The sequence below is a fragment of the Pantoea sp. AG702 genome, assembly GCF_003182295.1.
In the GTDB taxonomy this organism is placed as follows: Bacteria; Pseudomonadota; Gammaproteobacteria; order Enterobacterales; family Enterobacteriaceae; genus Pantoea; species Pantoea ananatis.
Genome location: NZ_QGTU01000003.1, coordinates 389,792 through 403,216, shown reverse-complemented (window position 1 = coordinate 403,216; position 13,425 = coordinate 389,792). Strand labels below are relative to the sequence as shown.

The window sequence follows — 13,425 nt, the reverse complement described above, 5'->3', positions numbered from 1 at the left end:
GCACCATGAAGGTTGAGATAAAAAAAATCCCCTCCGCGTCGTTAGGCCCGACGAGGAAGGGATGGGTTGCTGCCGATTATCAACAATGTCCCGACCCGCTGCAAGCGCTTCGCGGGGCTTTATTCGTCTTCTAAATAGGTGTAGCCATACAGACCGCTTTCGAACTCCTGCAGGAACTGCTCACGCAGTTCGTCATCCAGTTCAGAGGTCTGAATCTGCTTACGGAACAGCGTCATCAGTTCGTTCGGATCGAGCTGAACATACTGCAGCATGTCGGCCACGGTATCGCCCTCATCCGACAGTTGAACCTCCACCTCGCCATTCTGGAAGGCAAACACGTCAACCGCTTCGGTGTCACCAAACAGGTTATGCATGTTACCCAGGATTTCCTGATAGGCGCCGACCATAAAGAAGCCAAGCATCGGTGGGTTGTCCACGTCGTACTCCGGCATCGGCATGGTTGTGGCAATACCGTCACCATCAACATAGTGATCGATGGTACCGTCAGAGTCACAGGTGATGTCCAGCAGCACGGCACGACGTTCCGGTTTTTTATTCAGGCCTTCCAGCGGCAGCACAGGGAACAGCTGATCGATGCCCCATGCATCCGGCATGGACTGGAACAGCGAGAAGTTAACGTAGATCTTGTCCGCCATGCGCTCCTGCAACTCGTCGATGATCGGACGGTGCGCGCGGTTGCTGGGATCAAGATGCTGCTGAATGTAGTGACAGATGCTCAGATAAAGCTGTTCTGCCCAGGCGCGCTGCTTCAGGCTGTAGGTACCGGATGAGTAGCCTGTATGGATATCAAACAGGTCCATCTGGCTGTCGTGCAGCCATTCACGCAGCGAACGACGCGTGTCCGGCTCGTGCATCTCCTGCCAGGTTTCCCACATGCTCAGGATAGGACGCGGGGCATCCTCAATCTCTGGCGCTTCTGGCTTACTGAATTCGTTACGCTCAACGCCGATGATGTTAGATACCAGCACCGTGTGGTGAGCTGTGACTGCGCGGCCGGATTCGGTAATCACCGTTGGGTGCTCAAGTCCATGCTCGTCACAGGCTGCGCCAATTCCCCAGATCACGTTATTGGCATATTCATTCAGTCCGTAATTGACCGAACAGTCGGACTGCGAACGGGTACCTTCATAGTCAACGCCCAGGCCGCCGCCAACGTCAAAGCACTTAATGTTGACGCCGAGTTTTGCCAGTTCCACATAGAAGCGCGCAGACTCACGCACCCCGGTCGCGATATCGCGAATGTTAGACATCTGCGATCCCAAATGGAAATGCAGCAGCTGCAGGCTGTCGATCCGACCCGCTTCACGCATGATTTCAACCAGCTTGAGTACCTGCGTTGCTGACAGGCCAAATTTAGATTTTTCGCCGCCGCTCGACTGCCACTTACCAGAACCCTGTGAAGCGAGACGTGCACGAATGCCCAGACGCGGCACCACATTCAGGCGCTCGGCTTCTTCCAGCACCATGCGCACTTCGGTCATCTTCTCCAGAACCAGATAAACCTTGTGCCCTATCTTCTCGCCAATCAGCGCCAGACGAATATATTCACGATCTTTGTAACCATTACATACAATAACCGAACGGGTCTGACCGGCATGGGCCAGTACCGCCATCAGTTCGGCTTTTGAACCGGCTTCCAGACCCAGCGGTTCGCCAGAATTGACCAGGGATTCGATGACGCGCTTATGCTGGTTCACCTTGATGGGATACACCAGGAAGTAATCACCGGTATAACCGTAAGACTCACGTGCGCGTTTAAAAGCAGCGTTTATTGAGCGCAGGCGATGCTGAAGAATCTGAGGGAAGCAGAACAGCGCGGGCAGACGTTGGCCCTGGGCCTCGCGTTCCTTAACCAGCTTAGCCAGATCGACACGCACATCCGGACGATCCGGATCGGGGCAGACGCTAATATGACCCAGTTCATTGACGTCATAGTAGTTATTGCCCCACCAGGCAATGTTGTAGGTCCGCAGCATCAGGCTGGCGTCCTGATCGTTCATCGCCACCTCCTGCATTGAGCGGAGTGCACCTTGTTCGCCAGCTGACGAACCCTTGATATTCTTCATGCCGTCAGACATCGCGAACCTCAATTTTCCGTTGAAAGATAATAATGTAAACCGACTTGAAGGTCGGGAGTCTGGAAATTCGTTGCCACATATTACGTCATGCTCTGTCTGCGTTGCGAACCTGCACGATGCATCACTGTAGTGTTAAGTGTAAAACACTCAGCCGCGTCAGGTACAAAAGGGCCGCGAATAATTCACGACGCTCACCGCCTGGACGATATAAACCGCTATCGCGTCAGAGGTTAACCAGCGCTTGTGTCGGGATAATTACCGAAACCAATAAAATGTCGGCAGAAGAGAAATAAGGACGGGAAACAGGATAACGCCAGCGCCGTGCCAGCACGCGAAAAGGCCGGGAGAGAGAAGATAAGGCTCATTACTCGTATCACCTCCGCACATGTCCTGGACATGTGGAAAACCACCTGGGTGAAAGCCAGACAGCTGTCTGACGGGCGCGACGCGGTAAGCGCGTCATCCTTTTTGCTGCTGAGAACGCAGCGGCGTTTTATACATTTTGCGCCTAAAAAAAGCAAAGAGATTATTTGCTTAATGCACGCGCTGTCAGCAGGATTTTCCACTGCTGCGCGTAAAGTTAACAGTGCAACATCAAAAAGGGCTGGTAATTCGCTCACCGCGTAACCTAAAATAGACGTCCAGATGGTTTTCCATCTAAACAGGTTAATATCCAGGCGGAGTTGGCCTGCGTGCTGACACTACCTGACTGCTCACGGCTTTGCCTTAAGGGGCGTTAAGTCAGCTAATACTCACTTGCGCTATGCAGTCGAATTCAAACCATTGGTAAGGTAAAGAACATAATGGCTAAACATCTTTTTACATCCGAGTCCGTATCCGAAGGACATCCTGATAAAATCGCCGACCAGATTTCTGATGCTGTGCTTGATGCGATCCTGGAACAGGATCCCAAAGCGCGCGTGGCCTGCGAAACGTACGTTAAAACCGGTATGGTTCTGGTTGGCGGTGAGATCACCACCAGCGCCTGGGTTGATATTGAAGAAATCACTCGTAATACCGTACGTGAAATCGGCTATGTTCATTCCGATATGGGCTTTGATGCCAACTCCTGCGCAGTATTAAGCGCAATTGGCAAACAGTCTCAGGATATCAACCAGGGCGTTGACCGCAGCGATCCGCTGGAACAGGGTGCGGGCGATCAGGGTTTGATGTTTGGCTATGCGACAAACGAAACCGATGTTCTGATGCCAGCCCCGGTGACCTATGCGCACCGTCTGGTTCAGCGCCAGGCCGAAGTGCGTAAGAACGGCACGCTGCCATGGCTGCGTCCGGATGCCAAAAGCCAGGTGACCTTCCAGTACGACGACGGCAAAATCGTCGGTATTGATGCGGTCGTTCTGTCAACTCAGCACAGCGAAGCGATCTCACAAAAAGATCTGCAGGAAGCGGTGATGGAAGAAATCATCAAGCCCGTCCTGCCTGCCGAATGGCTGAGCGCATCCACCAAATATCACATCAACCCAACGGGCCGTTTTGTTATTGGTGGCCCAATGGGTGACTGTGGCCTGACCGGTCGCAAAATCATTGTTGATACCTACGGCGGTATGGCACGTCACGGCGGTGGCGCCTTCTCAGGCAAAGACCCGTCAAAAGTTGACCGTTCAGCCGCCTATGCCGCCCGCTATGTTGCAAAAAACATCGTGGCAGCGGGTCTGGCCGATCGTTGTGAGATCCAGGTTTCCTACGCCATCGGTGTTGCCGAGCCGACCTCCATCATGGTCGAGACCTTTGGCACTGAGAAAGTGTCTACTGAACAGCTGACCTTACTGGTGCGCGAGTTTTTCGATCTGCGTCCTTACGGCCTGATTCAGATGCTGGATCTGCTGCATCCGATCTATAAAGAAACCGCTGCCTATGGCCACTTTGGTCGCGAACATTTCCCTTGGGAAAAAACTGACAAAGCAGAACAGTTGCGTGAGGCTGCGGGCCTGTAAGCCTGTAAGCCTGTAAGCCTGTAAGCCTGAAAACGTCTCAAAAAGCCCTGCCTCGCGGCGGGGCTTTTTTTTTCTTTTTATTCCTCTCGGGCCTTCAGTTTCCCCCACCTGCACATTTTTTTAACTCAGCTACACTTTCTCTCAGCCTGTGCTCAGCTAATGTGTTAACGCTTACAATTTGAAACGCTTTAGATATCGGCTATTTAGGAATTTATCGCCGTAGTTATTCTTCCTAAAATGCGTTATTTTCAGCGTCATCTGATAGGCGTTAAACAGGGCATTGTCAGAAACTTCGAGGGTGCTATACCTCACTGGTTACTTGACCTTTCTGGGTTATAAATGCTGGATTTCAGGGTTTCAGCAAGTGTAAGCGATTACATCAATGTGATCGGGCTCACTTTTTGCCCAGATAAGGTTTTTTAACATCGATAACAACAATGATGGATAATTTTGGAGGCAACCATGCCTGGCAATTCACATAAAAGCAGAACCTCAAATAAGGCAATGACCTTATTTGTCTGCTTTCTGGCAGCCCTTGCAGGCCTGCTGTTTGGGTTGGATATCGGCGTTATCGCCGGTGCACTGCCCTTTATCGCGAAGGACTTTAACGTTACGGCACACCAACAGGAGTGGATTGTCAGCTCAATGATGTTCGGGGCGGCCATCGGTGCTATCGGCAGCGGCTGGATGTCATCGCGTCTGGGGCGTAAAAAAAGCCTGATGGCTGGTGCGATCCTGTTTGTTATTGGCTCACTGTGGTCAGCCATGGCACCTAACCCAGAAATGCTGATCAGCGCACGCGTGCTGTTAGGCCTGGCGGTCGGTATCGCCTCTTACACTGCGCCGCTCTATCTTTCTGAGATTGCGCCTGAAAAAATCCGCGGCAGTATGATCTCGCTTTATCAGTTGATGATTACCATCGGTATTCTGGGTGCGTACCTTTCCGATACCGCGTTCAGCTTCACAGGTAACTGGCGCTGGATGCTGGGCGTGATCACCATCCCTGCCCTGCTGCTGCTGATCGGCGTGTTCTTCCTGCCAAACAGCCCACGCTGGCTGGCGGCGAAAGGCAACTTCCGTGATGCGCAACGCGTACTGGATCGCCTGCGTGATACCAGTGAGCAGGCGAAGCGCGAGCTGGATGAGATCCGTGAAAGCCTGAAGATCAAACAGTCAGGCTGGGGATTATTTACCAGCAGCAGCCACTTCCGTCGTGCGGTGTACCTGGGCATTCTGCTGCAGGTGATGCAACAGTTTACCGGCATGAACGTCATCATGTATTACGCACCGAAAATTTTTGAGATTGCGGGTTTCGCGAATACCACCCAGCAGATGTGGGGAACGGTGATTGTCGGCTTGGTTAACGTACTGGCAACCTTTATTGCTATCGGTCTGGTGGATCGCTGGGGCCGTAAGCCTACCTTGATTCTGGGCTTCCTGGTGATGGCAGCCGGTATGGGCGTTCTTGGCACCATGCTGCACATGGGCATTCATTCGCAAGGTGCGCAGTACTTCGCGATTGGCATGCTGCTGATGTTTATCGTGGGCTTTGCCATGTCAGCCGGTCCGCTGATCTGGGTTCTGTGTTCTGAAATTCAGCCTCTGAAAGGACGCGATTTCGGTATCACTGTTTCAACCACCACGAACTGGATCGCCAACATGATTGTCGGCGCAACCTTCCTGACCATGCTGAATACGCTGGGCAATGCGCCGACCTTCTGGGTCTACGGCCTGCTCAACGTCTTCTTCATCGTCCTGACGGTGATGTTGATTCCCGAAACCAAAAACGTTTCGCTGGAGCACATTGAACGTAACCTGATGGCAGGTAAAAAGCTGCGCGATATCGGTCAGTAAGCCCTCCTCAGTATGTCCCCTAGAGCCAGTCAAGGTAAGCTGACTGGCTTTTTTCTTGCCGCTTTCCCCACAACTGACAACGAAAAATATCCTACCGTTTCAACGCCCAGACCTTGCCGTTACTGGCTTACACCTCCCCGCTTCGCTTTTCTTTCATTAAAGTCGAAAAAATATACGCCGATAAATTACCTGACGTTTTCATTATAAAAAGCTTTTTTCAGACTTCGCGTTGACCAGGAAATAGCATGAACAATACCAGCCCTAAAAAGACGATGAGCACCCGTGCTCAGATGCTGCTGGCAGGCGGAATGACGATCGTCGTGGGGTTTACTGCGACCATCGGATTACTCAGTTGGCAGTCCTCGAAAGAACAAAAATCTCTTGCCGCTAACTACCTGCAGCAAATTGCTGCTAGTCACGCCGGGCAAATCCAGCAGGAACTGACGCATGCATTGGATGCCGCTCAAAACCTGGGGCAAAGCCTTGCTGCCCTGCCTGCAGCAGGGATAAATGATCGTAAAGTTGCCGACAAGCTGATGGAATATGCATTGAATAAAAACCCTGACTTTGTGTCGATGACCGTAGTGTTTGAACCCGATGCCTTTGATGGCCGTGACAGTGCCTTTGTCGGGCCGCAGGGAACGCCACCGGGTGGTCGCTATGCCTGGTATGTTGACCGGGACAAAGACGGGCGCTACAAAATGAATCCGGCAATGGACTTTCTGCAGCCGGGGGCCGGTAATTACTATTTACTGCCGAAAGAAACGCAAAAGGACACCCTGATTGAGCCTTACAGCTTCGCTTATGATGGCGCAAAACCAGAGTGGTTAACCTCGGTGGCTACCCCTGTTATGGTCAATGACAAACTGAAGCTGGTTGTCAGTTCCGATATCCTGCTTTCCGCCATCCAGAAAAAAGTAAACCAGATCAAACCCTGGCACGAAACCGGCTACGCGCTGCTGCTTTCGAACAGCGGCAACGTGATTTCCTCCCCCAATGCAGGTGAAGCCGGCAAAAAATGGCAGGGAAACAGCAACAGCTACCGTACGGCAGTGACAGAACAGTACGATCCCGTACTGAAAGAAAATGCCATGTACACCTGGTACCCGATAAGCGTGGGCAACAACACGAAACCCTGGTATGTAGGGATTGTGGCACCCGTCAGCCAGGTAATGGCGGCGGCTGACAAGCAGCTTTACTGGGCTATTGCGCTGATGATTGTCAGTATCCTTTCCGTGGGGGCCGTGCTGGGTCTGTTATTCAACCGTAAAGTGATGCGTCATCTTGGCGGTGAACCCGAAGAGGCGGCGCGCATTGCGCTGGCCGTTGCTGAAGGTCAGTTAAACAATGGCATTCAGGTTGCGCCAGGCGACAGCAGCAGCCTGTTTTATGCCCTCAACACCATGCAGACACAGTTGCAGAGCATTGTGGGACAAATCAAAGACGCCAGCACCTCGGTCCAGCAGGGAGCGGGCGAAATTGCCGGTGCAAACCTCAACCTCGCCTCACGCACCGAGGAACAGGCTGCGGCACTGGAAGAAACTGCCGCGAGCATGGAGCAGATTAGTGCAGCTATCCGCATGAACGCGGATAATGCACAGCAGGCAACGAGCCTGACTGAAAATGCCACGCGCATCGCCAGCCGGGGGGAAACCCTGGTCGATCAGGTGGTCACTACCATGGCGCAGATTGATGAAAGTTCAAAGAAAATCGGTGATATCACCACGCTGATTAACAGCATCGCGTTTCAGACCAACATTCTGGCACTTAATGCTGCTGTTGAAGCTGCACGCGCAGGCGAACAGGGGCGCGGCTTTGCGGTCGTAGCCGCCGAAGTCCGGAATCTTGCGCAGCGGACAACCAGCGCCGTGAAAGATATTTCCGCCCTGATTGAGGAATCAGTTGTTCGGGTTGAAAATGGCGTTGTGCTGGTCAACGATGCAGGCAAAACCATGCATGAGATGACAAATGCCGTTTCATCAGTGCAGCGCATCATTGGTGAAATCGTTGCTGCATCCGATGAGCAAGCCCGCGGTATTGCGCAGGTGACCATCGCGGTCAATGAAATGGACGGCACGACCCAGCAAAACGCTGCGCTGGTTCAGCAGATGTCAGCGGCGTCCAGTTCACTTGAGGATCAGGCGCAGCAACTGGCTCAGACAATAAGGCAGTTTCATTAAAATAATGTCATGTCTGCCCGTCGGGTTCGGCGGGTACGACTTTTTTGCAGGACCGATATTGCTGTTGAGTTGAGTTCCACGCCGCTGCCGCTTATGCTGAGCGCCATGAAAACATCCCGTCTTCCCATTGCCCTACAACAAGCCGTTATGCGCGCCCTGCGTAGTGGGCTCGAACGGGCAAATGAAAAGCTCGAACAACATTATCCCGAACCCAGGCTGGTTTATCAGCAGCGCGGCACGGCTGCCGGAACGGCCTGGCTGGAAAAATGGGAAATCCGCCTGAATCCTGTCCTGCTGATGGAAAATCAGCAGGCCTTTATTGATGAAGTCGTTCCCCATGAGCTGGCCCATTTGCTGGTGTGGAAAACCTTCGGCCGCGTTGCACCGCATGGCAAAGAGTGGAAATGGATGATGGAGACTGTGCTGGGCGTGCCGGCGCGGCGCACCCATCAGTTTGAGGTCGAGTCGGTGCGCAGCCGCACCTTTGCTTATCGCTGCCAGTGTCAACAGCACCAGCTTACCGTGAGGCGCCATAATCGTGTCGTTCGCGGCGAAAGCGAGTACCGCTGCGTTCACTGCGGTAGCTTATTGAAAGCCGAGGTTTTTCCCCTTTCCTGAGCGGATTCTCATTCCGCCTGAGCAGGCATTCTGTTACCCTGCCGCCCTTTTAAGGACCAGGGGTAAAACTGGAACATGTCTCGCAAATTTCTCATCACGACTGCACTGTTACTCGCGTCTTTTAACAGCCAGGCCCTAAACCTCAACAACTATCATCAAAATAATTTTCAACAGGCAAAAGCCTACGCCGCAGAGATTAATGACGATGCGCCCGGCAGCTTTTACTGTGGCTGTAAAATTACCTGGCACGGCAAAAAGGGGGAGCCTGATCTGAACAGCTGTGGCTACCAGCCGCGCAAAAATGCCCACCGCGCCGCACGTATCGAGTGGGAACACGTGATGCCCGCCTGGGAGTTCGGCCATCAACGTCAGTGCTGGCAGAACGGCGGCCGCAAAAATTGCAGCAAAGATGCCGACTATCGCCGTATCGAAACCGACCTGCATAATCTGCAGCCGGCAATCGGTGAAGTGAATGGCGATCGCGGTAACTATGCCTACAGTCAGTGGAACGGTACGGATAAACAGTACGGTCAGTGCAGCATGCAGATTGATTTTAAAAACAAGCAGGCGCAGCCGCCCGAACGGGCCCGTGGCGCGATCGCCCGGACTTACTTCTATATGCGCGACCAGTATCATCTGCGTCTGTCACGTCAGCAAACGCAGTTATTTACAGCCTGGAACAAGCTCTATCCGGTCAGCAAATGGGAATGCGAGCGCGACCAGCGCATTGCTCGCGTACAGGGGAATCATAATCCTTATGTGCTTGAGGCTTGCACGCGTTAAAATCCCTGCCCTAAACTAACTGTTTCACAGCCCCGCCGCGTCAACCTCGCGGCGTTTAGCTCTCAGGGACATTATGCGCATACCTCGCATTTATCACTCACAGCCTGTTCATGTTGGCAGTGAAATCACGCTTGATGAAGACGCGTCCGGTCATGTTGGTCGCGTGCTGCGTATGACCAGCGGACAGCATGTAGAACTCTTTGATGGCAGTAATCTGACTTTCGCTGCAGAAATCACGCATGTTGATAAAAAACGTGTAAAAGTATCCATCACGGCAAGTCAGGAAGACGATCGCGAGTCGCCCCTCCATCTGCATCTCGGTCAGGTCATGTCTCGCGGCGAAAAAATGGAATTTACCATCCAGAAATCAATCGAACTGGGCGTTAATGTTATTACGCCGCTGTTTTCTGAACGCTGTGGTGTCAAACTGGATGCCGAACGCCTGGCAAAAAAAATTCAGCAGTGGCAAAAGATTGCTGTTGCCGCCTGCGAGCAGTGTGGTCGTAACCGGGTACCCGAAATCCGTCCGGCCATGGCACTGGAAGCCTGGTGCAGTGAAGCGGAAAGTGGGTTAAAACTGAACCTGCACCCGCGCGCCAGCCACAGCATCAACACATTGCCTCAGCCGGTTGAGCGCGTTCGCCTGCTGATTGGTCCGGAAGGCGGGCTTTCAGCTGACGAAATTGCCATGACGGCGCAGCACGGTTTTACCGATATTCTGCTTGGCCCACGGGTTTTACGTACCGAAACAACGGCCCTGACTGCCATTACGGCACTTCAGGTGAGGTTTGGTGACCTGGGTTAAGCGATACTTTTAGCTCCACTGGGACGCCTGTAATCAACATCGCGTTCTGACTGCTCAGCCCCTTTTTGCCCGAACGAAACGAGACGGTAACCGCCGCCTCCTTCAGGAGATAATAATGATCAAGCTTGGCATCGTGATGGACCCAATCTCATCCATCAACATTAAAAAAGACTCCAGCTTTGCAATGCTGCTGGAAGCACAGCGCCGGGGTTACGAAATCCACTACATGGAGATGAACGATCTCTCCCTGCGCGGTGGTGTGGCTTACGCCCGCACTCGCCTGCTTAGCGTGGAACAGAATGCCGAAAGTTGGTATCAGTTTGGCAGTGAGCAGCAGATTAAACTGGCCGACCTCAACGTCGTATTGATGCGTAAAGACCCGCCGTTTGACACCGAGTTTATCTACTGTACCTACATCCTGGAACGGGCTGAAGAGCAGGGCACGCTGATCGTCAACAAGCCGCAAAGCCTGCGCGACTGTAACGAAAAACTGTATACCGCCTGGTTTGCTGAATTCACACCGGACACCCTGGTCACGCGTTCTAAGCAACAGCTGCGGGCGTTCTGGCAAGAGCATGGCGACGTCATCATGAAACCGCTGGACGGCATGGGCGGCGCCTCTATTTTCCGTGTGAAGCAGGACGATCCGAATTTCGGCGTTATCGCTGAAACCCTGACTGAACATGAAAGCCGTTACTGCATGGCGCAAAACTACCTGCCGGCTATCAAAGACGGTGATAAGCGCGTGCTGGTGGTGGATGGCGAACCGGTTCCTTATTGTCTGGCGCGTATTCCCCAGGGGGGAGAAACCCGTGGAAACCTGGCGGCTGGCGGACGCGGTGAAGCGCGCCCGCTGAGCGAAAGTGACTGGGAAATCGCCCGCCGCGTCGGTCCAACACTGAAGGCCAAAGGCCTGATTTTTGTGGGCCTCGACATTATTGGTGATAGACTGACTGAAGTTAACGTGACCAGCCCAACATGCATTCGTGAAATTGAGGCCGCCTTCCCTGTCTCCATCACCGGTATGCTGATGGACGCCATTGAGAAGCGCCTGAGCTGAGCATAACGCTGGGGCCATGCTCCGTGATCAACCCAACACCGGTGCAGCAATCACGCACCGGTTATCTTTGGTAAAGCATGTGAGAATGAATTTACAGCATCACTTTTTAATTGCCATGCCATCGTTGCAAGATCCCTTTTTTAAACGTTCTGTCGTCTACGTTTGTGAGCACAACGAAGAAGGGGCAATGGGGCTGATTATCAATAAGCCGATGGAAAACCTGACGGTTGAAGGCATTCTGAAAAAGCTCAAGATCGCAGAAGATAACCGCGATCCGGCTATCAATCTTGATAAGCCGGTGTTCAGCGGTGGTCCGCTGGCGGAAGATCGGGGCTTTATCCTGCACTCGGCACAGCGCACCTTTACTTCCAGCATTCGGGTGTCAGACAACACCGTGATTACCACCTCACGTGACGTGCTGGAAGCGATCGGTACAGCCTCACAGCCCGATCATGTGCTGGTCGCGCTGGGTTATTGTGCCTGGGAAAAAGACCAGCTTGAAAATGAGCTGATGGAGAACGCCTGGCTGACCACACCGGCTAACAGTAATATTTTGTTCCAGACGCCCATCGCCGAGCGCTGGCGTGAAGCCGCGCGCAGTATGGGCATTGATATTCACAACATGGCCAGCGATGCAGGTCACGCCTGATGAATACACAAACGTTGTTAGGTTTTGACTTCGGCACCAAAAGCATCGGCGTTGCGGTTGGTCAGCAGCTGACGGGCAGCGCCCGCCCGTTAAGCGCGATTAAGGCGCAGGACGGGACGCCAGACTGGCTGCAAATTGAAAAGCTGCTTAAAGAGTGGCAGCCCGACTTTGTTGTGGTGGGTTTGCCACTGAACATGGACGGCACCGAGCAGCCTTTAACAGCCCGCGCCCGTAAGTTTGCGAATCGCCTGCATGGCCGTTTTGGTATTCGCGTTGAGCTACAGGATGAGCGCCTCAGCACCGTTGAAGCGCGCGCTGGTTTGTTTGAACGGGGTGGCTATCGTGCCCTGAATAAAGGTTCAGTCGATTCCCAGTCAGCGGCGATTATCCTGCAGGACTGGTTTGAAACCCATTAATGAATCACCCCTTCGGCCTGACGGGCTAACCGACTCTGCTCAAAGGTTTGCATTCCGGCCTGCGCGCCGGTTTGCAAAATAGCGGGAATCTGATGCATTTTGCCTTCCCGAATCAGATTGACCACCGCGCTGGTGGCAATCAGCACCTCAAACAGCCCCACGCGTGTCTCATCTGTGGCTGAAACCAGCTGCTGCGCAATAACGGCTTTCAGACTGCCCGCCAGCTGGGTGCGTATCAGCGCCTTTTCATCTGCAGGGAACACATCCACCAGCCGATCCACCGCCTGGACTGCGCCGCGCGTATGCAACGTCGCCAGCACCAGATGTCCGGTTTCTGCCGCGGTTAATGCCTGGCGAATGGTATCGCTGTCGCGTAATTCTCCCAGCATAATCACATCGGGATCTTCGCGTAAGGCCGCTTTCAGGCCCAGACTAAACGAGCGGCAATGCAGCCCCACTTCGCGCTGTTGAATCAGGGACTGCTGGCTGTGATGAATAAACTCAATGGGATCTTCCAGCGTGAGAATATGACGGGCCTGCTGCCGGTTGATGGCATCGACCATGGCGGCGAGCGTGGTGGATTTACCGCTACCGGTCGCGCCGGTAATCAAAATCAGCCCGTCCTGTTTGTTCAGCAAGGTGGGCACGACCTGCGGAAGGCGTAAATCCGCAAGCGAAGGACAGCGGCTGGCAATAATACGCAGCGCCAGAGACAGCCCGTTGCGCTGCATAAACAGGTTCGCGCGCAGGCGCTGCCCGTTAACCAGTGTTAAGGCGAAATCCAACTGCCCTTCTCGCTTCAGCACCTGCTGCTGTTCGCTGTCCAGCCATGACGAGGTAAATCGCGCCATCCAGTCGGATGGCAGGATGGGCTGGCCGGGCAGCGTTTCAAGCCCGCCCTGACGGCGCCAGTACGGCGAATGTCCGTTACAAAGGTGCAGATCGGCGGCGTTATGCTTTACACTAAGCTCCACTAATTCATCCAAATCCATTTTGATCTCCAGAC

The 13,425-nt window shown here is 53.5% G+C and carries 11 protein-coding genes; 9 read left to right on the top strand and 2 right to left on the bottom strand.

The annotated features are described in order from the left end of the window. Positions 1 to 119: 119 nt before the first annotated feature. Positions 120 to 2,099, bottom strand: coding sequence for a biosynthetic arginine decarboxylase (gene speA, locus DFO57_RS11450; RefSeq protein WP_014594507.1), 1,980 nt, complete (start codon positions 2,097 to 2,099; stop codon positions 120 to 122). An 803-nt stretch (positions 2,100 to 2,902) separates the two neighbouring features. Here speA and metK point away from each other — a divergent pair. From metK to ruvX, 9 genes are all read left to right on the top strand, one after another. Continuing rightward, positions 2,903 to 4,054, top strand: coding sequence for a methionine adenosyltransferase (gene metK, locus DFO57_RS11440; protein WP_013027081.1), 1,152 nt, complete (start codon positions 2,903 to 2,905; stop codon positions 4,052 to 4,054). A 462-nt stretch (positions 4,055 to 4,516) separates the two neighbouring features. Continuing rightward, positions 4,517 to 5,908: a sugar porter family MFS transporter gene (locus DFO57_RS11435; RefSeq protein ID WP_014594508.1), complete on the top strand. Its 1,392-nt coding sequence runs from the start codon at positions 4,517 to 4,519 to the stop codon at positions 5,906 to 5,908. Positions 5,909 to 6,153: 245 nt separating this feature from the next. Beyond that, positions 6,154 to 8,088, top strand: coding sequence for a methyl-accepting chemotaxis protein (locus tag DFO57_RS11430; protein ID WP_014594509.1), 1,935 nt, complete (start codon positions 6,154 to 6,156; stop codon positions 8,086 to 8,088). 105 nt (positions 8,089 to 8,193) lie between these two features. Continuing rightward, positions 8,194 to 8,706, top strand: coding sequence for a SprT family zinc-dependent metalloprotease (locus tag DFO57_RS11425; RefSeq protein WP_042677525.1), 513 nt, complete (start codon positions 8,194 to 8,196; stop codon positions 8,704 to 8,706). A gap of 75 nt (positions 8,707 to 8,781) precedes the next feature. Beyond that, on the top strand, positions 8,782 to 9,489 hold the full coding sequence (gene endA / locus DFO57_RS11420) for a deoxyribonuclease I (protein ID WP_014594511.1): 708 nt from the start codon (positions 8,782 to 8,784) through the stop codon (positions 9,487 to 9,489). 73 nt (positions 9,490 to 9,562) lie between these two features. Beyond that, positions 9,563 to 10,294, top strand: a complete 732-nt coding sequence (gene rsmE / locus DFO57_RS11415) for a 16S rRNA (uracil(1498)-N(3))-methyltransferase (RefSeq protein ID WP_014594512.1) — start codon at positions 9,563 to 9,565, stop codon at positions 10,292 to 10,294. Between the two features lie 115 nt (positions 10,295 to 10,409). Then, complete coding sequence (gene gshB / locus DFO57_RS11410; protein WP_013027087.1) at positions 10,410 to 11,354, top strand: glutathione synthase; 945 nt, start codon at positions 10,410 to 10,412, stop codon at positions 11,352 to 11,354. 85 nt (positions 11,355 to 11,439) lie between these two features. Then, on the top strand, positions 11,440 to 12,003 hold the full coding sequence (locus tag DFO57_RS11405; RefSeq protein ID WP_019104764.1) for a YqgE/AlgH family protein: 564 nt from the start codon (positions 11,440 to 11,442) through the stop codon (positions 12,001 to 12,003). Then, the gene (ruvX, locus tag DFO57_RS11400; RefSeq protein ID WP_013027089.1) at positions 12,003 to 12,419 is read left to right on the top strand and encodes a Holliday junction resolvase RuvX; all 417 of its coding nucleotides are present in this window, start codon (positions 12,003 to 12,005) and stop codon (positions 12,417 to 12,419) included. Before DFO57_RS11405 ends, ruvX begins: the two co-directional genes overlap by 1 nt. Here the strand turns inward: ruvX and DFO57_RS11395 are convergent. Beyond that, on the bottom strand, positions 12,416 to 13,411 hold the full coding sequence (locus tag DFO57_RS11395; RefSeq protein ID WP_014605113.1) for a type IV pilus twitching motility protein PilT: 996 nt from the start codon (positions 13,409 to 13,411) through the stop codon (positions 12,416 to 12,418). The two genes, ruvX and DFO57_RS11395, sit on opposite strands and share 4 nt — an antisense overlap. Between the last annotated feature and the right edge of the window lie 14 nt (positions 13,412 to 13,425).